We start from the raw sequence: 22,789 nt of genomic DNA on the forward strand, positions 1-22,789 counted from the left end.
CTTTATCAAACTCACTATGGCAGGAGGGACGGGGCGGCACCGCTCCGTATGGATGGACGTGAAGCGATACTTCCGTGGGCCCGTGATGTGGATCGTGCTGGCCGTCCTCGCCGTGGTCGTGTTGATGCAGGTCGTCGGCTCGTCCGGCGGCTACAAGACGGTGGACACCGGCCAGGTCATCCAGGCCATCAGCAACAACCAGGTGAAGTCTGCCCAGCTCACCACGGGCAACTCCCAGACGATCAAGATCACCCTGAAGGACGGCCAGAAGGTCGAGGGCCAGACCAAGGTCCAGGCCAGCTACATCGGTGACCAGGGCGCCGACCTCGCCGCCGACCTCCAGGCCAAGTACCAGGACAAGCAGATCCCCGACGGCTACACCGTCTCGCCCTCGAAGGACAACCCCTTCGTCGGCATCCTGCTCTCCCTGCTGCCCTTCGTCCTGATCGTCGTGGTCTTCCTGTTCCTGATGAACCAGATGCAGGGCGGCGGCTCCCGGGTGATGAACTTCGGGAAGTCGAAGGCCAAGCTCATCACCAAGGACACCCCGAAGACGACCTTCGCCGACGTGGCCGGTTCCGACGAGGCCGTCGAGGAGCTCCACGAGATCAAGGAGTTCCTCCAGGAGCCCGCGAAGTTCCAGGCCGTCGGCGCCAAGATCCCCAAGGGCGTGCTGCTCTACGGTCCCCCCGGAACGGGCAAGACGCTCCTGGCGCGCGCCGTCGCGGGCGAGGCCGGGGTGCCGTTCTACTCGATCTCCGGTTCCGACTTCGTCGAGATGTTCGTCGGCGTCGGCGCCTCCCGGGTGCGCGACCTCTTCGAGCAGGCCAAGGCGAACGCCCCGGCGATCGTCTTCGTCGACGAGATCGACGCGGTCGGCAGGCACCGCGGCGCCGGTCTCGGCGGCGGCCACGACGAGCGCGAGCAGACGCTGAACCAGCTCCTGGTGGAGATGGACGGCTTCGACGTGAAGGGCGGCGTCATCCTGATCGCCGCCACCAACCGGCCCGACATCCTGGACCCGGCGCTGCTGCGTCCGGGCCGCTTCGACCGGCAGATCGCCGTCGACCGCCCCGACATGCAGGGCCGTCTGGAGATCCTCAAGGTCCACCAGAAGGGCAAGCCCGTCGCGCCGGACGTCGACCTCGCCGCCGTCGCCCGCCGCACCCCCGGCTTCACCGGCGCGGACCTGAGCAACGTCCTCAACGAGGCCGCCCTGCTCACCGCGCGCAGCGACAAGAAGCTGATCGACAACCACATGCTGGACGAGGCCATCGACCGCGTCGTGGCGGGCCCGCAGAAGCGGACCCGGATCATGTCGGACAAGGAGAAGAAGATCACCGCGTACCACGAGGGCGGACACGCCCTGGTCGCGGCGGCCTCCCCGAACTCCGACCCGGTCCACAAGATCACGATCCTGTCCCGGGGCCGGGCCCTCGGCTACACCATGGTCCTCCCCGAGGAGGACAAGTACTCCACCACGCGCAACGAGATGCTCGACCAGCTCGCGTACATGCTGGGCGGGCGCGCGGCGGAGGAGCTGGTCTTCCACGACCCGACGACCGGCGCCGCGAACGACATCGAGAAGGCCACGACCACCGCCCGCGCGATGGTCACGCAGTACGGCATGACCGAGCGGCTCGGCGCGATCAAGTTCGGCGGCGACAACACCGAGCCGTTCCTCGGCCGGGAGATGGCGCACCAGCGCGACTACTCGGAAGAGGTCGCCGCGCTCGTCGACGAAGAGGTCAAGAAGCTCATCGAGAACGCGCACAACGAGGCCTGGGAGATCCTGGTCGAGAACCGCGACATCCTCGACAACCTGGTGCTCCAGCTGCTGGAGAAGGAGACCCTGGGCAAGGAGGAGATCGCCGAGGTCTTCGCCACCATCGTCAAGCGTCCGGCGCGTCCGGCGTGGACGGGCTCCTCGCGGCGCACGCCCTCGACGCGTCCGCCGGTGCTCTCCCCCAAGGAGCTGTCGCTGACGAACGGCGCGGCGACCCCGTCGCTGACCACCAAGAAGGACGCGGCCCCGGCCGCCCCGGTGGAGGCCCCCTCGCCCCGCGAGGACGGCGCCGCCGACAGCTGACGGTTCCGGGCGCCGACGCGCCCACCCGTTCGACCCGTGACCGGGGCCCATCGGCCCCGGTCACGGCCGTTTCCGGGGCGGGCCGGGGTGGCTCCGGTCACGGAATGCGCGCCGCGCTCCTCTCGTTAGTCTTGGGGGGCGCGGCATATCCGTGTGCCTCGCACGTACCCGCATGTACACGTCGGTACGGCTGACACGTCCGTACGGCTAAGGAACGAGGCAGACCATGACCGACCCGGTGACGCTGGACGGCGAGGGCACGATAGGCGAGTTCGACGCGAAGCGCGCCGAGGCCGCCGTCCGGGAGCTGCTGCTCGCCGTCGGGGAGGACCCGGACCGCGAGGGCCTGCGGGACACCCCGGCCCGGGTCGCCCGCGCCTACAAGGAGATCCTGGCGGGGCTGCGGCAGCGGCCCGAGGACGTGCTGACGACCACGTTCGACCTGGGGCACGACGAGATGGTCCTGGTGAAGGACATCGAGATCGTCAGCCTCTGCGAGCACCATCTGCTGCCGTTCCACGGGGTCGCCCACATCGGGTACATCCCCGCCGAGTCCGGCAAGATCACCGGGCTGTCGAAGCTGGCCCGGCTGGTCGAGGTCTACGCCCGCCGCCCCCAGGTGCAGGAGCGGCTGACCACCCAGGTCGCGGACTCCCTGATGCGCATCCTGGAGGCCCGGGGCGCGATCGTGGTGATCGAGGCCGAGCACATGTGCATGTCGGTGCGGGGCATCCGCAAGCCGGGCGCCAAGACGACGACCTCCGCCGTCCGCGGCCATCTGCGGAACGCCACCACCCGCGCCGAGGCGATGAGCCTGATCCTGGCGCGCTGATCGGTTCGTTCCGGCTGATCCGTTCGCTTCGGCTGCTTCGGCTGTTCCGGTCGATACGCCGGGACGCCGCTCCTCCGAGCCGACCCGCTGAGGGCGGGACGACCGTGCGGCGGGCCCTTCCCGGGTCCGCCGCACGGTCGTGTCGTACGGGTGGCGCGTCGCGCCGTGGGTCAGACGCCGCGCGCCTCGGTGCCCGGCGGGTGCGGGGTGTCGTCGTCCTCGGGGAGCTTGCAGATCCGCTCCAGGAACAGCGCGGCCGCTATCACCGCGATCCCGGCGGCGACGGAGAACCCGGCGTAGACGGCCTGGTCGCGCCGGGCGGGGACGTCCAGGGAGCCCAGCAGGAAGACCCCGACGCCGCCGTACACCCCGGAGATCAGGGCCGCGACCAGCGCGCTGGCCTGTCCGAAGACCAGGGCCCGGGCGGCCATCAGCGGATCGACGCCCTTCGCCCCGGGCTCCCGGTCGCGCTGGGCGCGCAGCCGGGAGCGCAGGGACAGGGCGGTGGCGGTGAGGACCACCGCGATGGCCGCGAGCACGATGGGCGCGGCCAGCGGCACACCGGGCAGGGTGCCGATGGAGTCCCAGAGGCGGGCTCCCGCCCAGGACACCACTCCGGCTCCGAGGAAGAGACCGAGCAGGGTCCTGATGCGCAGCTGATTCACGTCGTCCCTTCGGTACGGCGGTCGGGGCGGGCGTCGCTCCGGTGTCCGGCGCGCCGGGCCGGGCGGTCGTCGGGCCGCCCGGCGCGTGGCGCTTCTGTCCGACCTTAACGACTACTCGGGCAGCCGGAGTTCCAGGTCGGCGCGGAGGGTGACGCCCTCCCGGGGGACCTCCGCGAGCAGCGCCGCGACCGTCCCGTGCCCGGGCAGCTCGGCGGCGGGGTCCACGTCGTGCCAGGGCACCAGGACGAAGGCGCGCTGGTGGGCGCGGGGGTGGGGGAGGGTGAGCCGGGGGTCGTCGGAGACGGTGTCGGCGTAGGCGACGATGTCGACGTCGAGGGTGCGCGGGCCCCAGCGCTCCTCGCGGACCCGCTCGAACGCCTCCTCCACGGCCTGGGCCCGCTCCAGCAGCGAGTCGGGCGGCAGGGTGGTCCGCACGACGGCGACGGCGTTGAAGTACGAGGGCTGGGAGCCGGGCTCGACGCCCCAGGGCTCCGTCTCGTAGACGGGGGAGACGGCGGTGACCCGCAGCCCGGGGGTGTCCTCCAGGGCGTCCACGGCCCCCTGGAGGTTCTCCAGCCGGTTGCCCAGGTTGCCGCCGAGGGAGAGCACCGCGAGCCGGGGGTTGCTGAGGGTGGTGTCGGCGGCGTCGACCCGCTCGGTGACCTCGGCGGGCACCGGCTGGACCGTGGGATCGGGCCCGGCCCCGCCGGGACGGGACGCGTCGGCGCGGGACTCCTCGGGACGGGAGGTCATCCGCGGCTCCGGGTGATGGTGACGGTGACGTCGTCGAACGGGACGGTGATCGGCGCGTCCGGCTTGTGGACGCACACCTCGACCTCCTGGACGGCCTCGTGGCGCAGACAGGCGGTGGCGATGCGCTCGGCGAGCGTCTCGACCAGGTTGACCGGCTCGCCCTCGACGATGGCGACGACCTCCTCGGCGACGATGCCGTAGTGGACGGTCTTCTCCAGGTCGTCGCCGGCCGCCGCCGGGCGGGTGTCGAGGCCCAGGACGACGTCCACCAGGAAGGTCTGGCCCTCCTCGCGTTCGCGGGGGAACACCCCGTGGTGTCCCCGGGCCCTCAGGCCGCGCAGTGCGACACGATCCACGCCCATCCTCCAGTCGTCGGTTGCTGCGGCCGGTGCCCCGGGGGCCCGGCCGCGGTGGCCTCGATCGAGGCTACCCGGGCCCGCCGACACTCCCCGGTCGCGGGGTGCGCGAGGCCCCCGTCCGCCGCTGCCGCCGGGGTCAGGCGGGTGACCCGCCCGGTTCGCCGGCCGGGTCGCCGTCCTCGTCGGGGGCGCCGTCGGCTCCCCCGCCGCCCTCCGCCAGCACCGGCGAGGCGTGGTGCGACCAGAGCCGCCAGCCCTGCGGGGTGCGCAGGAACAGGTTGGTGGCGACCGCCAGCTCCCCGACGAGGGGGCCGGGACCGTCGCCGTCCGGGTCGGGGCCGCCGCTGAGGATGTTCTCCGTGCAGGTCACCAGGGCGGTGCCGCCGTGCACGGAGACCTCGACGTCGGTGAGGAAGAACTGGATGTACGAGGTGTTCGCCAGGATCAGCGCGTAGGACCGCAGCACCTCGCCGCGTCCGCTGAGCAGCGGCCACCCCGGATGGACGCAGGTGATGACGGGCGCCGGTCCGGCCAGGTCCCGCTCGTCGAGCCAGAGGTCGGACAGGGCGCCGAAGTCGCCGTTCTCCAGCGCCTCGTAGTAGCCCGCGTGGACGCGTTCGACCTCGTCCCGCTCCCGGCGCGCCCGTTCGGCCGGGGTGGGGGCGTCGGGGCGGGAGCCGTCGGGACGGCGGGGGCCCTCGGGCGCTCCCGCGGCGCCGAGGTTCCTGGTGGGGCTCATCGCGCGCCCTCGACGGCGCGGGCCACCCGGACGGCGTCGGCGCTGGCGTGCACCTCGTGGACCCGGACGGCCCAGGCGCCGGTGTGCGCGGCGATCGCGGAGACGGCGGCCGTCGCGGCGTCCCGTTCCCGGGCGGGCGGCGGGGCGCCGCCGTCCCCGGCGAGGACCCGGCCGAGGAAGCGCTTGCGGGAGGCGGCGACCAGCACCGGGTGGCCGAGGGCGCGCAGCCGGTCGAGGCGGGCGAGCAGCGCCAGGTCGTGGTCGGCGTCCTTGGAGAAGCCGAGGCCCGGGTCGACGACGATCCGGTCCGGGGCGATGCCCCCGGCCAGGACGGCGTCCACCCGCGCGCGCAGTTCGTCCACCACCTCGGTGACCACGTCGGCGTAGACGCCCCGGACGGCGGGGCCCTCCAGGAAGCCGCGCCAGTGCATCACCACGAAGGGGGCGCCCGCGGCGGCGACCACGGGGACCATCGCGGGGTCCGCGAGTCCGCCGCTGACGTCGTTGACGAGCGCGGCGCCCGCGGTGAGCGCCGCCTCGGCGACGGAGGCGCGCATGGTGTCCACGGAGACCGTGGCGCCCTCTGCGACCAGCTGGCGCACCACGGGGACGACCCGGCGCAGTTCCTCGTCCTCGTCGACCCGTGCCGCCCCGGGGCGGGTGGACTCGCCGCCGACGTCGACGAGGTCGGCGCCCCGGGCGATCAGGTCGAGGCCGTGTTTGACGGCGGTCGTGGTGTCGAACCACCGGCCCCCGTCGGAGAAGGAGTCGGGGGTGACGTTGACGACGCCCATGACCGCGCAGCGGTCCCAGTCGGGCAGTCCGGCGACCCGTCCGCGGTCCTGGAGGTGCTTCATGTTTCCAGCGTAGGCCCGCCCGGGCGGTGCCGTTCCCCCGGACGGGTGACGATCCGGGGCGTTGGGTGACGGACCCGCGCGGACGGACGGGGCGCCGTCCGGGCCGGTGGCCGGTCAGCGCCCGGGGCCGGGGACCGTCTCGACCGCCACGGACGCCCGGTCCACCGCCAGCGGCTCGGCGGCCGTGGACCGCCGCAGCGCCTCGTGCAGCCGGGCCGGGGTGAGCACCCCCAGGAAGCGGCCGGGGCGGCCCGCCCCGCCGTTCCTGGACGCCGTGCCGCCGGTGGTCCCGCCGTCCGCGCCCGCGCCGTCCTCCTCCAGGACGGCGATCCACCCCGCGTCGTGCTGGAGCATCGTCGCGAACGCGCGCTTCAGGGAGGCGCCCACCGGCAGCCAGGCGTCCATCCGGCGGACGTGTTCGCGGACCGTTCCGGAGCCCCCGCGCGCGTGCCCGGCGGATATCCAGCCGTGCAGGACGCCGTCCCCGTCCAGGACGACCGCCCAGGGCGCGTCCAGCTCCCGGGGCAGCGGATCGTCCAGCCGCACCACCGGGGGGCGCTCCAGGTCGCCCTCCTCGACCGGGGTCACCGACAGCCGCCGCAGCCCCCGGTCGGCGCCCACGAAGTCGGCCACGTAGGGGTTCGCGGGGGCGCCCAGCACCGCCGCCGGGGTGTCGAGCTGTTCCAGACGGCCCTGTCCGAAGACGGCGATCCGGTCCCCGAGCCCGACGGCCTCCTCCAGGTCGTGGGTGACGAACAGCACGGTCTTGCGCAGGGTGCGCTGGAGCCGCAGGAACTCCGCCTGGAGGCGCTCGCGGACCACCGGGTCCACCGCCCCGAACGGCTCGTCCATCAGCAGCACCGGCGGATCGGCGGCCAGCGCGCGCGCCACGCCCACGCGTTGCCGCTGTCCGCCGGAGAGCTGGTCCGGGTAGCGGTCGCCGTGCGTGGCCGGGTCCAGGCCCACCAGTTCCAGCAGTTCGGCGGCGCGCTCCCGGGCCTTCGCCTTCCGCACGCCCAGCAGGTGCGGGACGGTCGCCGTGTTGTCGAGGACCGTGCGGTGCGGGAAGAGGCCCACCTGCTGGATGACGTACCCGATGCGGCGCCGCAGCTCCACCGGGTCCCCGTCGGCGACGTCCGCGCCGTCCAGCAGGACCCGCCCGGACGTCGGCTCGACCAGCCGGTTCACCATCTTCATGGTGGTGGTCTTGCCGCAGCCCGACGGGCCCACCAGGGTGACTAGTTCGCCCGCCGCGACCTCGAACGACAGGTCGTCCACGGCGACCGTGCCGTCGGCGTAGCGCTTGCCCGCGTTCTCGAACCGGATCATGGGTCCCCCTCGGGTCGGTGTGGTGCGGTGTGGCCGGAATGTTGCGTCGGTATGGCGCGATCCGCCGGATGTCAGTGGCCGGGGTTAGGGTCGTCCGTGCGACCGGGTACCCAAGGGTGACAGACGCACGTTCGAGGATCTTCGGGCGGGGAACGGGACGGAAGGGGACGGGCCGGGCCGCGGAAGGGGACGGACCGGACGGCCGGGCCGGGCGGGAACGTCCGCCGGGGAGACGGCCGGAGAACGGACAGGGGCGGCCGGGGACGGCCGGAGGCGGCCGGAACGGCCGGGAAGCGACACGGGGGAGGGGGCGGGAGCCGGATGAGCGCGCGCGGCTGTCTGGTGACGAACGACTGGATCTGCGGGGAGTACCTGCGCTCCCGGGCGCCGGAGTTGGTGGACGCGACGGTCGAACACCTCGCGATCACCGCCGTGTCGGTGCTGATCGGGACCGCCGTGGCGGTGCCGCTGGCCCTGCTCGCGCACCGCTGGAAGGCGCTGGCCGCCCCGGTCCTCGCGGTCACCACGGTGCTCTACGCGGTCCCCTCGCTGGCGATGTTCTCGCTGCTGCTGCCCTTCTTCGGGCTGTCGGCGGCGCTCGTCGTCACCGGACTGGTGCTGTACTCCCTCACGATCCTCGTCCGCAACGTCCTGATGGGCCTGGAGGCCGTCCCCGAGGAGGTCCGGGAGGCCGCCCGGGGCATGGGCTACGGGCCCGTGCGGGCGCTGTGGGAGGTCGAACTGCCGCTGGCGCTGCCCGCGCTGCTCGCGGGCGTCCGGATCGCCACGGTGGCCACGGTGGCGCTCACCACGGTCGGCGCCATCGTCGGGTACGGCGGGCTGGGCGGACTGATCCTCGACGGCCTCGACACCAGCTTCAAGGCCCAGGTCCTCACCGCCTCGACGCTGTGCGTGCTGCTGGCGCTCGCCGCCGATCTGCTGCTGCTCGGCGCGCAACGGCTGCTCACCCCGTGGACCCGCCGGGCGGACCGGGCCGCCGGGGCCCCGCGCGGCGGACGGCGTGCCCCGGGTGCCGGCGGCGCGACCACGGGGAGCCGTCCCTCCGGTACCGGGAGCGGCACCGGAACCGGGAGCGGCGGTACGGAGGCCGGTGCCGGAACCGGCACCGGGAAGGCGGTCGGGGCGGCGTGAACGCGATCACCGGGGCGTACGAATGGCTGACGACCGCCGCCCACTGGCAGGGCGAGCGCGGCGTCTGGCGCCGTCTCGCGGAACACCTCTACTTCAGCGGCGTCTGTCTGCTGGCCAGTTGCGCGCTGGCGCTGCCGCTCGGCCTCTGGCTGGGCCACCTCGGCAAGGGCGGCGCCCTCGCCGTCAACCTCGCCAACGTGGGCCGCGCCGTCCCCACCCTGGCCGTGCTGGTGCTGCTCACCCTCACCCCGCTGGGCACCCACGGGGACGCGCCGACCCTGATCGCCCTGGTGCTGTTCGCGGTGCCGCCGCTGCTCACCAACGCCTACCTGGGCGTCCGGGAGGTGGACCGGTCCGTGGTGGAGGCGGCCCGGGGCATGGGGATGAGCGGCCGCCAGCTCTTCGCCCGGGTGGAACTCCCGCTGGCCTATCCGATGGTGACCGCCGGGATACGGTCGGCGGCCGTCCAGATCGTGGCGACGGCGACGCTCGCCGCCATGGCCGGGGAGGGCGGCCTCGGACGGATCATCACCGCCGGGTTCAGCCTCCAGGACACCCCGCAGGTCGTCGCGGGCGCCTTCCTGGTGGCGGTGCTCGCCCTGCTCGTGGAAGGCGTGCTGGTGCTCGCCGGGCGGCTGTGCGACCCGATGCGCGGCCGGACCCGCCCGGCCCGTTGAGCGGCCCCCTCCGGCCCCGCGCCCCGTTGCGAACGGGAAACGAGCCGCCTTCCGGTCCCCTCGCCCGAACACCCCGAGAACCCCGAACCCCGCGAACGCGAAAGCGAAAAGGACGGTCGACATGAACACCAGCACCCACCACGACGGAATCCGCGACCCCAGCCCCACCGGGTCGGCCGCCTCCGGCACACCCTCCGCCACGGGGTCCCCCCGGCGTCGAACACCCCGCCGAACAGCGCGGACGGCCCTCGCCGCGCTGGCCGTCACCGCGTTGACGGCGGGGCTGTCCGCGTGCGGCGGCGACAGCCTGGAGGGCGATGGCGGAAAGGACGGGGACAAGGGCTCCCTGGTCGTCGGAGCCGCCGGATTCACCGAGGCGAAGGTTCTCGCCCAGCTCTACAAGCAGATCCTCGACGACGCCGGATACGAAGCGTCCGTGAAGACCGTCGAGAACCGCGAGATCTACGAACCCGCGCTGGAGAAGGGCACGATCGACGTCGTCCCCGAATACGCCGCGACGCTCGCCGAATTCCTCAACGTGGACAAAAACGGGCCGGACGCCGAGCCGGTGGCGTCCAGCGATGTCGACGCGACCGTCGCCGAGTTGAAGAAGCTCGCCGAACCGCGCGGTCTGAAGGTCCTGCCCGCCGGGAAGGCCGTCGACCAGAACGCCTTCGCCGTGAGCGCCGAATTCGCGGAGAAACACGGGCTCACGTCTCTTTCGGATCTCGGGAAGAGCGGCGAGAAGGTCACGATCGCGGCCGGGGACGAATGCGAGAAGCGGCCCTTCTGCGCACCCGGCCTCAAGAAGGTCTACGGCATCGACGTCGCCGGGGTGGACCCCAAGGGCGTGGGCACCGTCCAGTCCAAGCAGGCCGTCAAGAACGGATCCGCCCAACTGGTCCTGACCACCACCACCGACGCCACCCTGAAGAGCTTCGACCTCGTCCTCCTCAAGGACGACAAGAAGCTCCAGAACGCCGACAACGTCCTTCCGGTGGTCAACGCCAAGGACGCCGGGGACGCCGACATAGCCGACGCGCTCGGGAAGTTGACCGACACGCTGACCACGGATGATCTTGTGGAACTCAACCGCAAGGTCGACGCCGAGCGCCAGAAGGAGGCCGATGTGGCGAAGGACTATCTGGAGTCGAAGGGGTTGCTCAAGAAGTAAAGGGCGGGTGGCGCCACGATTTCGTGCGGGCGGGTCGGCAACATTCCCCCACGCGCGGTAAGTTTCTCGCTATGCCTCGTGGACGCCACCGCCATTCCCCACCCCTGCACCGGCTCCTCCCTCCCACGGTGGTCGCCGGAGCCTCCGTCCTGTGCGCTGTCGGCGCCCTGTTCCTCTCCGACACCGCGGTGTTGCGCGGGCTCGCGGCGGGAGCCGCCGCGGCGGCCGTCGCGGGCTCGGTCGTGATGCGGAGCTGGGACCGGGCGGCGGGCAAGCAGGTCGCGGACCTGTCGCGCGCCCGCGCGGGTGACGAATGGCGCTTCGAGGAACGCGTGGCCGAGCTGGAGGGCGACCTGGAGTCGGCGCGGGCGGTGCGCGGCAAGCTGGAACGGCGCCTGCGCGCCAAGCGCGCCGAACTCGCCGCGCTGCGCAACGAACACGCCGAGCTGCTGCGCCGGTACGCCACCGCCGAGACCCAGCGGGCCAGCGCGCTGGAGGGCCGCCGCAAGCTGGCGATGGGCGCCGTCCCGGCCGCTCCGTCCGCCCCGGCCGCCTCGTCCATGTCCATCCCGGCCGTCACGGCGCCTCCGAGGGCGGCCACCAGGGCGATGGCGGGCACGGCGAAGGTCATCGGGACCGGGGGCGCGCCGGAGCTCGCGCCGGTCGCGACGGAGGAGCTGTACGCGAGGGCGAACGACGCGCTCAAGGGCCTCGTCCGCCCGCCCGTCGCCGGTCCGGCGACCGCTGGTCCGGCGACCACCGGTCCGTCCGGCGACGGTCCGTCCGCCGCTGGTCCGTCCACGACTGGTCCGTCCACGACTGGTTCGTCCGCCACTGGTTCGTCCGTCGCCGGTCGGTCCGAGACGGGTACGTCCGCCGGTGGTCGGTCCGTCGCCGGTCCGGCGGCCACCGGTCCGGAGGGTCCGGCGGACAAGGGCGGTGCGGTCGACGGCACGGAGAGCACGGAGAGCACGGACGGTACCGAGAAGGCCGACGACGGGTCGGAGGGCGCTGCGGGTTCCGGGGACGCGGTGGGGTCCGAGGACGTCACCGCTTCCGAGGACTCCGTGGCTGACGGCACCCCGTCGTCCGCCACGCCGTCTCCTGCGCTTGCTGCGCCTGCCCCGGCCGCCACGGTTCCGGCCGCCACCGCCCCGGTGAAGGCGGCCCCGGCGAAGGCCGCCGAGGTCAAGCAGCTCCCCGCCCCGGTCAAGCAGGCCCCGGTCACGGTTCCGCCCAAGCAGGCCCGTCCCCAGGGGCAGCCCCAGGCTCAGGCCCGGACCCAGGGTCAGGCTCAGGCCAGGCCCCAGCGGGGCGGGGCGCCGGTCCCGGCCGCCGCCCCCGGGAACGCGCCGGTGAAGCCCCCGGTCGCCGATGGCGGCCATGAGCGGGCCGGAACCGTGCCCGTCAACGCCGCTGTCACCGCGCAGACGGCGCCCGTACCGGCGCCGACGGCGGCGCACGTACCGGCACCGGCGGCGTCCGTACCGGCTCCCACGCCCGCCCCGGCACCGGCGACGCCCGCACCCGCCTCGGCAGTGGCGCCCGCGAACACACCGGCGGCGTCCGCACCGGCTCCCACGTCCGCACCGGCGGCAACACCCGCGCCCGCACCGGCTTCCGCGCCCGCATCGGCATCGGCCGCGCCCGCACCGACAGCAGCGCCCGCCCCGGCGGCTCCCGCCCCGGCTCCGGCTCCCGCCCAGGCGGCGGCACCCGCCACCACCCCGGCCGCTGGGGCTCCCGGCCCGGCCGCTGGCGCTCCGGCCCCGGCCGCTGGGGCTCCCGCCCGGGCCGCCGTGCCCGCTCAGCACGGTGCGCCCCGCGCGGCCACCGTCGTCCCGAGGCCCATCGTGCGGAGGCCCCGGCCCCCGCAGGGCGGCTTCGACTTCTTCGGCAACAAGAGCGCCCCCGCGCGCGCCGCGCTGGAGGCCGTGCAGAACGAGGACCTCGCCGATGTCGTCGGCGAGGAGGCGCTGGCCCTGCACAAGGCCGAGTCCGAGGCGGAGTTCAAGGCGTCCGGCGACGCCGAGCGGGGCGTCGGGCAGGTCGTCGACCTGACCGCGCACGACGAGACCGAGCCGATCGACATGGAGGGCCTGCGCTCGGCGCTGCGCGCCTGAGGCTCCTGGAACACCACGGCTCCCCGGTTCCGCCCGGGGAGCCGTCGCGTTTCCGGGCCCGTCACACGGGCTCCCCGACGCGGTGGACGGTCCGTCCCACCTGGTGCCCCTTCAGCTCCGAACCCGCCTGCGGATCAAAACAGTTGAGCGAACGGGCGGGGCGGTGAGCACTGAGACGAAGTCGCTGTTCCGCAGCGTCTGGTCCGTAAGGACGGCCTGGCCGTCCCGCCCCGGGCCGGACTTCCCGGCCCGGGGTCCCGCCGACGGACACCGGTCACGGACACCGGTTACGGACGCCGGTCACGGTCACGCGTCCGATCGGCGCGTGCGGAAAGGTCATCGCGTGTACTACGAGACGCTCGTCGCCCTGCACGGGGTGCTCGACCGGCATCCGTGGGCGTCGCACCTCACGTCCGACGACCACGGCGGCGAACTGTACGGCCTCGCCATGCGCCGGGCGGAGGCGTACGGCTGGTACTCCACGGGGGGCTGGACCTACGCGCACCGGGAGTGGGGCGAGGCCCGGATCGTCCAGGATCCGGGGCGCTGGGCCGACGCCCTGGCGGGCGGGGACTGGACGCCCGACGGCCGGGTCCGGGAGCTGGCGTGGATGTCGGCGGAGATCCCGGACGACGTCCGGGAGCCGCGTCTGCCGCTCCTCCACCTGGCGCGCGTCCTGTCGGACGCGGTGCACCGGATCGGGCACGTCCGGTTCACCGGGCTGCACGCCGTCCTCCCGCTGGGGGAGCTGGCCGGTGACGCCTCCGACGACTTCCGGGCGATGCGGGAGTGGTTCGCCCTCACCGATCCGTCCGTCTCGGTTCCCGTGAGCGTCACCCTCGCCGCCGGGCCGGGGCTGCCGGGGAAGGAGGCGGCGGTGCGCGACGCCGTCGGGGAGCGGCTCGGGGACCTCGGCGGGGCCGGGGCGGTCGGCGGGCCGGTCGACCTGTCCGGGCTGGCGGACGTGGACGGCGGGCACGGGTACGACAAGCGCCGCGAGCGGGGCGTGCTGCGGTTCGTCTGCCGGGTGCCGGAGTGGTCGGTGGACGCGGCCGTGTGGCTGGCCGAGGTCGTCGGCGACGGGGCGCGGGCGGCCGGGCTCGCGGAGCGGACCGTGGTGACCGCCTCGCTGGCGTCCCCGGCCCAGTCCGTAAGAGACGGCCTAGGGGTCACACCGAGTCGAGCAGGGCGTTGAGGATGGTCCGCTCGGCGAGGTAGAAGACGAGGCCGCCCACGGGAGCGAGCACGGCGCACAGCCAGTACCGGCGGGCCCCGGTGCGTGCCAGGTAGACGGTCAGGAAGGCGGTCAGCAGCACGCCGACGGTCAGGAAGGCGACCGCTTCTCCCCAGTAGCGGAGCCCCAGCCCCAGCCAGCCCGCCTCGCCCAGCACCACCATCGCGATGACCGCCCCGGCTATCGGCCGCAGGTCGCCCCGTCCTCGTCGTACCGTCCACCCCGCCCATCCCAGCAGGGGCCCTCCGACCAGCCCCGCCACCGACCACACGGCGGCGGTTCCGAGCGCTCCGCTCCCGAAGTCGTCGCCGAGAGCGGACGCCGCGTAGTAACCGCCGCAGGTGGCGAGCATCATCAACGCCCCGCCCCAGACGGCGAGCCGTCGGTCACGGATCAGCGCACCGGCCACGGCCGTCCAGATGATCCAGGTGGACGTCGAGTTGGTCATCCGGTCCACCACGGGTGTCGTTCCGTGCAGGCCGTACGTCGCCCAGCCGAGCAGCAGTCCGAAGGCGACGGTCGCGGCGAGGACGGTGACGGTGGCGGTGGTGGTGGCGTCGCCACGGGATGCGGTCACAGTAGCCATGGCCAGGACTATACATGCGATGTATACGCTCGGTGTATAGCGCGGGAGGGTTCCAGGCGGGCGACGGTCGTCCGCCCTGCGTGACGCGGTTCCCGGCCGCCCCGCCGCCCGCCGCGCCGGGCGGCCCGTGGTCCCCGTCCGGCTGTCCGGCCGGGCGAGGCGGCGGCGCCCCGGAAAACGTGTCGTACCCGCTCGTTTCACCCGGTACGGTCTCGATCGATCGCGTTCCCCCGCGCGTCCCCTGCGAGGGAAGCCCGGGGGTTTCGCGTGGTCGCCCTGGTAGTCCCCTCAGGAGAGAAGGTTCCGTCCATGGCCTGTCGTATCGGTGAACTCGTCTTCGGTTGTCGCGACGCCGAAGCGCTGGCGCGGTTCTGGTGCGAGGTCCTGGACTTCGTCGTGCTCGGTCGCGAGGACGACGGCAGCGTCGAGATCGGGGCGCGCGACGGGTTCGGCGGTTCGCAGCCGACGCTCTTCTTCAGCGTCAGGGCCGAGCCGGAGCCGGGGAAGTCGCGGCTGCACATCGACGTCAACCCCACCGACCGGGACCAGGACGCCGAACTCGAACGCCTCCTCAAGCTCGGGGCGCGCCGGGCCGACATCGGCCAGACCGGCGACGAGCAGTGGCATGTCCTCGCTGACCCCGAGGGCAATGAGTTCTGCCTGCTCAAGAGCCGCATCAAGCCGCTCTGACGGCTCCGCGCCCCCGGTGTGGCCCCGGGTGCGGCCCTGATGCGCTCCCGGCGCGGCCCTGGTGCGCCCTGACATGGCCGCAGGGTGGCCCCGGCGTGGCCAGGGCCCGCCGGGGGGGGCTCACCCGGAACGGTCCGTGCGCGCGTCAGGTACGGCGGCGCAGACCACGGAAGAGCAGCCAGCCGATCATCCAGAACTCTCCGACCGTGGCGGGCAGGACGACGAGTTCCGCGAGCAGCTCGGCGGACGGGGCGAGGTGGGTGAGGAAGGTGTTCAGCAGGTAGCCGACTCCACTGGCGACGAGGAGCCAGCCCAGCGGTCGCGGTGTCCAGCCGGAGCGCAGGGCCACCAGGCCCATCGGGATGAGCCAGAGGCCGAAGAAGAGGCCGCCGACGCTCCAGAGGTTCTCGCTGATGAGGTACATGAGCTGGCTGGTGTCCTCGCCGACCGGGTCGAGCGCGGTGTCCAGGGCGGTGGCCAGGAACGCCGCGCTGCCGAGTATGGCCACGGCGTTGACGGTGCCGAAGACGGCGATCGCCCCGGCGGTGAAGGGGTCGACCCGTCTGAAGAGCCGGTAGAACCACAGCGCGGTGAGCGCCTGCGTCACCACGAGCACCAGTTCCGAGGCGATGCCGATCCGGGCGAGGGTCTCGTGGTCGAGGAGCCGGGCGAGGGTGGCGGCGGGGTCGTCCGGGTCGAAGAGCCGTGGGCGGATGACCAGGAAGCTGACCATCCCGCTGATGGCCAGACCGAGGTAGAGCAGACCGGTGACACGAGCGCTGACGGGGTCGGGCCGCACGGCCGAACCGGTGTCAGAGGGGGCGGCGAGAGCCATCACATCTCCAGGTGAGAGGAGCCTTACCGCGTAAGGACACCATACGCTGTAAGGTGACGGCAAGAGTGTGACCGAGGAGATCTGAGGAGTACGTGGGCGTGACCCCGAGACCGGCGCGGAAGTCCCTGAGCCGCGAGCGCGTGCTGGCGGCGGCCCTGCGGCTGGCGGACGGCGAGGGTCTCGGCGCGGTCACCATGCGCCGCCTCGGCTCCTCCCTCGGAGTGGAGGCGATGTCGCTCTACCACCATCTGCCGGGCAAGGAAGGGCTGCTCGACGGGCTGGTGGAGGCCGTCGTCGCGGAGGTCAGGTCGGAGACCGCGCGGTCCGCGCGGGAGGACGGCGACTGGCGTTCGGAGCTGCGCGGCCGGTGTCTGACCGCGCGCGAGGTGATGCTCCGTCACCCATGGGCCCCGGGGCTCATCGGCTCGCGACGGGCCGTCCCGGTCGAGCTGTACGGCTACTTCGAAGAGGTGCTGGCGATCATGATCCGGGGCGGTTTCTCCTACCGCCTCGCCCACCGGGCGCTGCACGCGCTCGGCAGCATGGCGCTCGGGTTCACCCAGGAGCTGTTCAGCCCGGCCCCGGCCGCCGGTGACGCCGACTGCGGCACCGGCGGCGATGCGGCGGCCGAGGAGGAACTCGCCGCGATGGCCGACGCCTTTCCGCACCTCACGGCCATGGTGTCGGCCGAGCTGCACGAGGCCGACGACCCGACGCTCGGCTGGTGCGACAGTCAGACGGAGTTCGAGTTCACCCTCGACCTGCTCCTGGACGGCCTCGACCGCGCCCGTCGCTGACGGGGGAGGGGGCCGGTCGCCGGGGGCTCACGACGCGCGCCCCGCCCGGCCGCCCGCCGACTGTCGCGCCCCGCTGCCCCGCCCGCCGTCGTCCCCGCCCGGTCACTTCCGCCAGAAGAGGTGGTGCGTCACTCCGCTGGGGCTGGGGATCACCTCCAGGTGGAACCGGTCGCGCAGCTCGTCGGGGGAGTCCCAGAGCCGTAGCCCGGTGCCCAGTTCCACCGGGGCGACCACCACGTGCAGGGCGTCGACGAGGTCCGCGTCCAGGAATTCGCGGACGGTGGTGACCCCGCCGCCGAGCCGGACGTCCAGGCCGTCCGCCGCCTCCCGGGCCCGTTCCAGGACCTCGGCGGGCTTCCCGCCGACGAAGTGGAACGTGGTGTCGGAGAGGGTGAACGAGGGGCGCTCGTGGTGGGTCATCACGAACACCGGGGTGTGGAACGGGGGTTCGTCGCCCCACCAGCCCTGCCACTCGTGGTCCTGCCAGGGCCCGCGCTGCGGCCCGAACTTGTTGCGGCCCATGATCTCGGCCCCGATGCCCCGGTTGAAGTCCCGGGTGAAGTAGTCGTCCAGGCCCCGGCTGCCCCCGGGGGCGGTGCGCATCGGCCAGCTCGCCGTGGCCCCCGCCCAGGAGAACAGCCGCCCCGGGTCGGCGTGCCCGAACGGCCTCTCCAGCGTCTGGTCCTCCCCGGCGCCGATCCCGTCGCTGGAGACCGTGAAGTTCTGCACCCGCAGCAGCTGTGTCATGTGCCCGTCCTCGCGTGGTGGTCCGGTGGTCGACGGTGGTGGTCGGTGGTGGTCGGTGGTGGTCGGTGGTGGTCGGTGGTGACGGTGGGGTGACCGTCCGGGCCAGCAGAACTCATCGGTCCCGCCCGGGGTGTTCCGACACGAGGGTCCGCGAGGGGTTGTTTACCAAACGGGTCGACCCGTATCGTAAATCGTATGAACTCCTCCCCGTCCTCCCGAGGGCGCCCCAGGGACCCCCGTTCGCACGAGGCGATCGTCTCCGCGACCGTGGAGCTGGTGACCGGGCTCGGCTACGCGGCCACCTCCATCGGCGCGGTCGCCGCCCGCGCGGGCGTCGGCAAGGACACCGTCTACCGGCGCTGGCGGGGCAAGCCGGAGCTGGTCTACGAAGCCGTCTTCACCACCACCGACCACACCCCCGTCCCCGACACCGGGACCCTCACCGGTGACCTCACCGCGCTGCTGCGCGGCCTGGTCGACGAGTTCCGCTCGCCCGCCGCCGCGGCCGCGCTCCCGGGACTGCTCGCTGACTTCGCCGCCGACCCGGAGCTGAGGGAACGCATCCGGGGCGAGTTCCTGGCCCCGTCCAAGGCGCGGCTCCTGGTCGTCTTCGAACGGGCCGTGGCGCGCGGGGAGGTCGCCGCCGGTCCGCCCGTGGACCTGCTCCTGGACACCCTGGCGGGCGCCGTGTTCTTCCACGTCGGACTGGTCGGGGAGGACCCGGACCCCCTGCTGGCCGACCGGCTCGCCGCCGTCGTCGCCCGGGGCGTCGAGGTCCGGGAGGCGACGGCTGGGGTCCCTGGGGTGGCCGGGCCTCAGGGGGCAGCGGGGCTTCAGGGGTTGGCAGGGCCTCAGGGGTCGGCGGGGACGGCCGGAGGGAGTGGGGTCCGGTGAACGGCTGGTACCTCGCGGCGGGCGTCACCGCGTTCGGCGTCGCCCTGATCCACATCGTCGCCGGACGCCGGGACGTCGTCCTCCCGCTGTTGTCCTCCGGGCTCGCGGACGAACCCCGGCGCGCCCTGCACGCCGTGTGGCACATGGTCAGCGTCGACCTGGTCCTCTCCGCCGTCGCCCTCACCGTCTGCGCCTTCGCGGACGACGCGACGGGCGACGCCACGGCGACCGGCGCGGCGACCGGCGCGGTGGCCTGGTTCGTCGCCGCGCACTTCGCCGCCTACACGGTCGTCTTCCTCGTCGTCACGCTCTCGGCGGGCTGGCCCAGGCCCCTGCTGCGGCTGCCGCAGTGGATGCTGCTCCTGCCGGTGGGCGCGCTGGCGGCGGCGGGTGCCGGATAGCGCGGATCCGGTGGCGGACCGGGTCGAAGGCGCCTATTCTCCGCCCCGTTGGACGATCAGTGGATCTCGGCGCACGGGCGCGACGCGCGGCCCGTGGGATCGGTGGGGGCGACGGCATGGGCGAAGACGTGACGAGCGGCGCGGCGGACACCGGGGCGTCGGCCGCCCTGGCGGAACTCGTCGGCACGGCGCGCGAGGAGGCCGAGGGGCGGGCCGGTGACTCCTCGTACCGGGAGTCGGGCGGCTGGGAGTCGGTCGTCGACGACGTCGACTTCTGGTTCCACTGGAACTGGGACGAGGTGAAGGACGAGCTGGCGGACCAGGCCGGGGAACGGGACCTCCACTGGGAGACCGTCGAGCCCGCCGTACGGTCCGCCTTCTCGGAGACCTTCCGGGAGAACTTCGGCTGACCGGTTGCCGGTACCCGTGGTTACGTCGTCCTGAGGCTCGTGACGAAGGCCGTGAAGGCGCGGGCGGAGAGGTCGAGGACGGGTCCGTTCGCGTTCTTGGAGTCGCGTACGGGGACGGTGTGGCGGGTGGCGGCGAGGTTGACGGCCACCTCGACGCAGACGCCGCCGTTCTCGCTGTACGAGGACTTCTGCCAGTGGGGGGTCTCGGGCGTCGTCACGGGGACTCTCCTCGGTGCGGGGCTGTTGGCCCCACCGCGTGCGCGGTGGGGCCTTTCCGCATCGCTACCCGGTGGGCCGGGTCGTCAGACCGTTCCGAACCCGTCGTTCCTGACGCCCGTCACGAAGGCCGTGAAGGCGGGGGCGGGGAGGTCGAGGACGGGGCTGTCGGCGCGCTTGGAGTCGCGTACGGGGACCGTGCCGTGGGTGGCAGCGAGGTTTGCGGCCACCTCAACGCAGGCGCCACCGTTGTTGCTGTAGGAGGACTTGTACCAGCGGGGCTCACTCACGGATCTTCCCTTTCATCGCCTGCCGGATCAGGGCCATGGAAGCACCTTGGGAGAGTGCCTCGCCCTGAAGCTGATGGTAGGCCGTCAACAAGGGCAGGACGAACTCGCTTTCCTGCTCGAAGAAGCCCTGTAGTTGAGACTCGGCGTAGGCGTACATCGACCGGTCGGCCATGGAAAGCAAGTAGAGCGGAAGGTCGAACGGGCGGCGCTCGCCCATCTCGAATGGTGCCACCTGGAGCATGGTGTTGGGGAGGGCCGCGAACTCCTCCAAACGCTCCAGCTGTGCGGCCATGATCTCCGGGCTGCCGACCTGCTGGCGTACGCAGCTCTCGTCCATCACTACGTAGACCATCGGTGGCCGGAGTCGCGTCAACGACTCTTGGCGCTCGGCCAGGTACGAGAGACGCTCCTCGGCCTGCACGGGAGTGATGGACCCGCGCTGCACCGCACTGGCGGCCAACGCCTGGGAGTACTCCGGAGTCTGCAACAACCCGGGGATGACTCCGATCTCGTAGACCCGGATCTCAACCGCCCGTGCCTCGTGCCCGGTGTACTGAGGGAACCCCGCCAGCATCGACCCCTTGCGCAGTTCCAGCCAGCGGTTCTCGAACGTCGCGTTCCGCGTGCCCAGGGCGCGGTCCAGGTTCTTCGAGAACTTGAGAGTAGGAGGACGGCGGCCGGTTTCCACCGCCGAGATGTGGGCGCCGGAGCACCCGGCGCGCTCGCCCAGCTCCTCCTGGGTCCACCCGCGATCGTCGCGCAGGCTGCGCAGACGTGCCCCGTACGCCGCCTGGGGTGATGTCTCGGGGTCCAGCTCTTTACGGTTCAACCGACCTTCACCAACCCTCTCTTCACAGGTGACAAGTTGAGCGGTTCCCAACTATGGGTGACCCTGTGGCTCCTTGGTAGCGGAGCGGCTACGGAGAGGAGCGGGATTGTGTCCGAAGAGCACACTTTCGTGAGAACGCATGCGGGCGCCGGGGTTTTCGTGAACCCACGCGAATGGGGAGTGACCCTAACAGGTCTTCCAGGAAGCCGAGTTGGAGAGTTCCGGGCCGTGGCCGGGGCGCGGTGAACGCGGCTCCGGACGGGCGGCGGCTCGTCTACTGGACGCTCTGCCGGGCCGTCGAGGACCCCGAGGGGGTCACCGAGCCCCGGGTGCTGCACCGGTTCCGGTGCGCCACCCGGGAGTGCGGCGCGGAAGGGGGTACGGGCCCGCTGGCGGTGGCCCAGGAGTGGCCGTTCCGGCATCTGCGGGACCACCCCGGGCACATCGAGTACACCCAGGTCACCCACCGGTCCTGGCGCATGGAGCGCTGGGGGGCCGGGTGACCCGGGCGGGGCCGACGGGCGCCGGGCGGCGGGCCGGTCAGGCCATCCAGCGGTCAGGCCATCCAGCGGTCCGGGCGGGCGGTGCGGCGGCCGGTCCGGGAGCGTTCCGCCTGGGCTTCCCACAGGGTCCGTGCCTCGTCGGCGTCCAGCAGCCGCACCGGCACGCTCTTGTTCGCCCCGGTCTCCACGTGGACGTCCGCCACCCGGTGCCGCCGCATCCACGGGCCCTGGAGGAGCCGGACGCTCTGCACCTTGGCGTGCGGGACGAGGGAGAGGCTGCGGCGCAGCAGCCCGTGCCGGGAGGCGAACACGGTGTCGCTGACGGCCAGGCCGTAACCGCGCCACCACAGGGGGACGCACCAGCGGGCCCGGCGCGGCGGGCGGGACAGTTCCTCGGGGACCGTCACCCCGGGGAGTATCCGGGCGATGACCTCGGCGGCCAGCGCGCGCGGGGCGACCGGGATGAGGAGGGAGTTGGAGGAGCCGGCCACGTCCAGTTCGACCCGGACCCAGCCGCGCCGCCGCCACAGCAGCGGTTCCTCGATCCGGACGGTCTGCACCCGGCCGGGCGGCACCGTCTCGTGGACCCGGTCCAGCAGCCCGTAGTCGATGCGCAGGCCGTCGGGGGACTCGCCCACCGTCCAGTCGTACTCCTTGACGAACCGGCCCACCGAGCTGCTGATCGCGACGCCCGCGACGGACAGCCCGACCGCGAGGACCGGCCAGGGGCTGTGGGTGAGGAACCACATCCCGGTCGGCAGGGTCACCGCTGCCGCCAGCGCCACCCAGGGGCCGCCGCTGAGGGCCAGGGACAGGGCGAGCTGGCGGGGCGCGACCCGGAGCAGTTCGCGGACCGGCGCCTCCCCGACCTCCCGGGCCTGGCCGGGCGCGAACCCGGCGGCGCGGGCCAGCAGTTCGGCGCGGAGCGCCCGGGCCTCCACGGCACCGAGGAACGCCAGCTCGTCCTTGTCCTCGGTGCCGATGACGTCCAGCTTGAGCTTGGAGACGCCGACCACCCGGGCCAGCAGGGGCTGGGTGACGTCCACGGCCTGGATGCGGTCCAGCCGGATGTGCGCGGTGCGCTTGAAGAGCAGTCCGGTCCGGATGCGCAGTTCGCTCTCGGTGACCGCGAAGTGGGTGTACCACCAGGTCAGCACGCCGTAGAGGGCGGCGAGGGTCAGAAGGCCGGTCAGCGAGGCGGCGAGGACGACCGTGTCGAGGGAGGTGACCCGCTGGTGGGCGGCGTCGGGGTCGTGGGCGGCCCAGCCGATGAGGATCGCGATGGGCGCCCAGGCGCGGCGCAGCGGGGTGACGGGGTGCAGCCGCCGTTCCACCGGTTCCGAGCGGTCGTCGTCCGCCGGGGCTTCCGGGTCCGGGCGGTGGTCGTCCGGGCCTCCGGGTTCCGGGCGGTGGTCGTCCCCGGGTTCCGGCCGGTCGCCCGCCGGGCCTTCCCGGTGCTCCGGTTCCGGTTCCGGTCGGGTGCGGCCCTCCGGCCGGTCGGCACCGTTCGCCGGGTCGGTCTCCGGGCCGTTCCCCGGGTGGTCGGCTTCCGGTCGGCCGGGCTCCGGACGGTCGTCCTCTTCCGGCGGCGCGGCGAACGGGTCCATG

At 73.3% G+C, this 22,789-nt stretch carries 26 protein-coding genes; 13 read left to right on the plus strand and 13 right to left on the minus strand.

Annotation, left to right across the window (positions count from 1 at the left end; genetic code table 11):
- Positions 1–52 precede the first annotated feature (52 nt).
- Complete coding sequence (ftsH, locus tag ACVWNX_RS19740) at positions 53–2,089, plus strand: ATP-dependent zinc metalloprotease FtsH (protein ID WP_454408671.1); 2,037 nt, start codon at positions 53–55, stop codon at positions 2,087–2,089.
- 226 nt (positions 2,090–2,315) lie between these two features.
- On the plus strand, positions 2,316–2,921 hold the full coding sequence (gene folE, locus ACVWNX_RS19745; RefSeq protein ID WP_454408673.1) for a GTP cyclohydrolase I FolE: 606 nt from the start codon (positions 2,316–2,318) through the stop codon (positions 2,919–2,921).
- A 170-nt stretch (positions 2,922–3,091) separates the two neighbouring features.
- On the opposite strand, the gene ACVWNX_RS19750 is transcribed toward folE, so the two are convergent.
- The 6 genes from ACVWNX_RS19750 to ACVWNX_RS19775 form a co-directional block, all read right to left on the minus strand.
- Positions 3,092–3,586, minus strand: coding sequence for a DUF3180 domain-containing protein (locus ACVWNX_RS19750; RefSeq protein ID WP_454408674.1), 495 nt, complete (start codon positions 3,584–3,586; stop codon positions 3,092–3,094).
- A 111-nt stretch (positions 3,587–3,697) separates the two neighbouring features.
- Positions 3,698–4,339 (minus strand): 2-amino-4-hydroxy-6-hydroxymethyldihydropteridine diphosphokinase, encoded by a 642-nt coding sequence (gene folK / locus ACVWNX_RS19755; RefSeq protein ID WP_454408676.1) that lies wholly within the window; start codon positions 4,337–4,339, stop codon positions 3,698–3,700.
- Positions 4,336–4,695, minus strand: coding sequence for a dihydroneopterin aldolase (folB, locus tag ACVWNX_RS19760; protein ID WP_454408678.1), 360 nt, complete (start codon positions 4,693–4,695; stop codon positions 4,336–4,338). Before folB ends, folK begins: the two co-directional genes overlap by 4 nt.
- A gap of 139 nt (positions 4,696–4,834) precedes the next feature.
- Positions 4,835–5,437, minus strand: coding sequence for a nuclear transport factor 2 family protein (locus ACVWNX_RS19765; RefSeq protein WP_454408679.1), 603 nt, complete (start codon positions 5,435–5,437; stop codon positions 4,835–4,837).
- Entirely contained in the window at positions 5,434–6,294 is an 861-nt protein-coding gene (gene folP / locus ACVWNX_RS19770; protein WP_454408681.1) for a dihydropteroate synthase, read from the minus strand. Before folP ends, ACVWNX_RS19765 begins: the two co-directional genes overlap by 4 nt.
- 114 nt (positions 6,295–6,408) lie before the next feature.
- Entirely contained in the window at positions 6,409–7,623 is a 1,215-nt protein-coding gene (locus tag ACVWNX_RS19775) for an ABC transporter ATP-binding protein (RefSeq protein WP_454408682.1), read from the minus strand.
- A gap of 321 nt (positions 7,624–7,944) precedes the next feature.
- Between ACVWNX_RS19775 and ACVWNX_RS19780 the strand changes: the two genes are divergently transcribed.
- The 5 genes from ACVWNX_RS19780 to ACVWNX_RS19800 all read left to right on the plus strand — a co-directional run bounded on the left by ACVWNX_RS19780 (position 7,945) and on the right by ACVWNX_RS19800 (position 13,944).
- Positions 7,945–8,775, plus strand: a complete 831-nt coding sequence (locus ACVWNX_RS19780) for an ABC transporter permease (RefSeq protein ID WP_454408684.1) — start codon at positions 7,945–7,947, stop codon at positions 8,773–8,775.
- Positions 8,772–9,452: an ABC transporter permease gene (locus tag ACVWNX_RS19785; RefSeq protein WP_454408686.1), complete on the plus strand. Its 681-nt coding sequence runs from the start codon at positions 8,772–8,774 to the stop codon at positions 9,450–9,452. The genes ACVWNX_RS19780 and ACVWNX_RS19785 overlap by 4 nt, the downstream gene beginning before the upstream one ends.
- Before the next feature lie 121 nt (positions 9,453–9,573).
- Positions 9,574–10,626, plus strand: a complete 1,053-nt coding sequence (locus ACVWNX_RS19790; RefSeq protein WP_454408688.1) for an ABC transporter substrate-binding protein — start codon at positions 9,574–9,576, stop codon at positions 10,624–10,626.
- A gap of 71 nt (positions 10,627–10,697) precedes the next feature.
- Positions 10,698–12,749, plus strand: a complete 2,052-nt coding sequence (locus ACVWNX_RS19795) for a hypothetical protein (protein ID WP_454408689.1) — start codon at positions 10,698–10,700, stop codon at positions 12,747–12,749.
- A 343-nt stretch (positions 12,750–13,092) separates the two neighbouring features.
- The gene (locus ACVWNX_RS19800) at positions 13,093–13,944 is read left to right on the plus strand and encodes a hypothetical protein (RefSeq protein ID WP_454408691.1); all 852 of its coding nucleotides are present in this window, start codon (positions 13,093–13,095) and stop codon (positions 13,942–13,944) included.
- Here the strand turns inward: ACVWNX_RS19800 and ACVWNX_RS19805 are convergent.
- Positions 13,919–14,569, minus strand: coding sequence for a DUF6518 family protein (locus tag ACVWNX_RS19805; protein WP_454408692.1), 651 nt, complete (start codon positions 14,567–14,569; stop codon positions 13,919–13,921). The two genes, ACVWNX_RS19800 and ACVWNX_RS19805, sit on opposite strands and share 26 nt — an antisense overlap.
- Before the next feature lie 309 nt (positions 14,570–14,878).
- Here ACVWNX_RS19805 and ACVWNX_RS19810 point away from each other — a divergent pair, with 309 nt between their 5' ends.
- Complete coding sequence (locus ACVWNX_RS19810) at positions 14,879–15,259, plus strand: VOC family protein (protein ID WP_454408694.1); 381 nt, start codon at positions 14,879–14,881, stop codon at positions 15,257–15,259.
- A 145-nt stretch (positions 15,260–15,404) separates the two neighbouring features.
- Here the strand turns inward: ACVWNX_RS19810 and ACVWNX_RS19815 are convergent, their stop codons facing one another.
- Positions 15,405–16,094 (minus strand): DUF4386 domain-containing protein, encoded by a 690-nt coding sequence (locus ACVWNX_RS19815; protein WP_454408696.1) that lies wholly within the window; start codon positions 16,092–16,094, stop codon positions 15,405–15,407.
- A gap of 98 nt (positions 16,095–16,192) precedes the next feature.
- Between ACVWNX_RS19815 and ACVWNX_RS19820 the strand changes: the two genes are divergently transcribed.
- Positions 16,193–16,891 (plus strand): TetR/AcrR family transcriptional regulator, encoded by a 699-nt coding sequence (locus ACVWNX_RS19820; protein WP_454408698.1) that lies wholly within the window; start codon positions 16,193–16,195, stop codon positions 16,889–16,891.
- A 102-nt stretch (positions 16,892–16,993) separates the two neighbouring features.
- Here ACVWNX_RS19820 and ACVWNX_RS19825 read toward each other — a convergent pair whose 3' ends face one another.
- Entirely contained in the window at positions 16,994–17,638 is a 645-nt protein-coding gene (locus ACVWNX_RS19825; RefSeq protein ID WP_454408700.1) for a dihydrofolate reductase family protein, read from the minus strand.
- Positions 17,639–17,833: 195 nt separating this feature from the next.
- Here ACVWNX_RS19825 and ACVWNX_RS19830 point away from each other — a divergent pair, with 195 nt between their 5' ends.
- From ACVWNX_RS19830 to ACVWNX_RS19840, 3 genes are all read left to right on the plus strand, one after another.
- Positions 17,834–18,532: a TetR/AcrR family transcriptional regulator gene (locus ACVWNX_RS19830; RefSeq protein ID WP_454408701.1), complete on the plus strand. Its 699-nt coding sequence runs from the start codon at positions 17,834–17,836 to the stop codon at positions 18,530–18,532.
- On the plus strand, positions 18,529–18,933 hold the full coding sequence (locus tag ACVWNX_RS19835; protein WP_454408703.1) for a hypothetical protein: 405 nt from the start codon (positions 18,529–18,531) through the stop codon (positions 18,931–18,933). Before ACVWNX_RS19830 ends, ACVWNX_RS19835 begins: the two co-directional genes overlap by 4 nt.
- Positions 18,934–19,049: 116 nt before the next feature.
- Positions 19,050–19,343, plus strand: coding sequence for a hypothetical protein (locus tag ACVWNX_RS19840; protein WP_454408705.1), 294 nt, complete (start codon positions 19,050–19,052; stop codon positions 19,341–19,343).
- A 20-nt stretch (positions 19,344–19,363) separates the two neighbouring features.
- Here the strand turns inward: ACVWNX_RS19840 and ACVWNX_RS19845 are convergent, their stop codons facing one another.
- The 3 genes from ACVWNX_RS19845 to ACVWNX_RS19855 form a co-directional block, all read right to left on the minus strand.
- Entirely contained in the window at positions 19,364–19,561 is a 198-nt protein-coding gene (locus ACVWNX_RS19845) for a DUF397 domain-containing protein (protein WP_454408707.1), read from the minus strand.
- An 84-nt stretch (positions 19,562–19,645) separates the two neighbouring features.
- Entirely contained in the window at positions 19,646–19,849 is a 204-nt protein-coding gene (locus ACVWNX_RS19850; RefSeq protein ID WP_454408709.1) for a DUF397 domain-containing protein, read from the minus strand.
- Positions 19,842–20,678 carry a helix-turn-helix domain-containing protein gene (locus ACVWNX_RS19855; RefSeq protein ID WP_454408711.1) on the minus strand — a complete coding sequence of 279 codons (837 nt, stop codon included), beginning with the start codon at positions 20,676–20,678 and terminating at the stop codon, positions 19,842–19,844. Before ACVWNX_RS19855 ends, ACVWNX_RS19850 begins: the two co-directional genes overlap by 8 nt.
- 242 nt (positions 20,679–20,920) lie before the next feature.
- Here ACVWNX_RS19855 and ACVWNX_RS19860 point away from each other — a divergent pair, with 242 nt between their 5' ends.
- Complete coding sequence (locus tag ACVWNX_RS19860; protein WP_454408713.1) at positions 20,921–21,181, plus strand: DUF7848 domain-containing protein; 261 nt, start codon at positions 20,921–20,923, stop codon at positions 21,179–21,181.
- Positions 21,182–21,234: 53 nt separating this feature from the next.
- Here ACVWNX_RS19860 and ACVWNX_RS19865 read toward each other — a convergent pair whose 3' ends face one another.
- Positions 21,235–22,788: a PH domain-containing protein gene (locus tag ACVWNX_RS19865; protein WP_454408715.1), complete on the minus strand. Its 1,554-nt coding sequence runs from the start codon at positions 22,786–22,788 to the stop codon at positions 21,235–21,237.
- Between the last annotated feature and the right edge of the window lies 1 nt (position 22,789).

It is taken from the genome of Streptomyces sp. JNUCC 64, assembly GCF_054484115.1.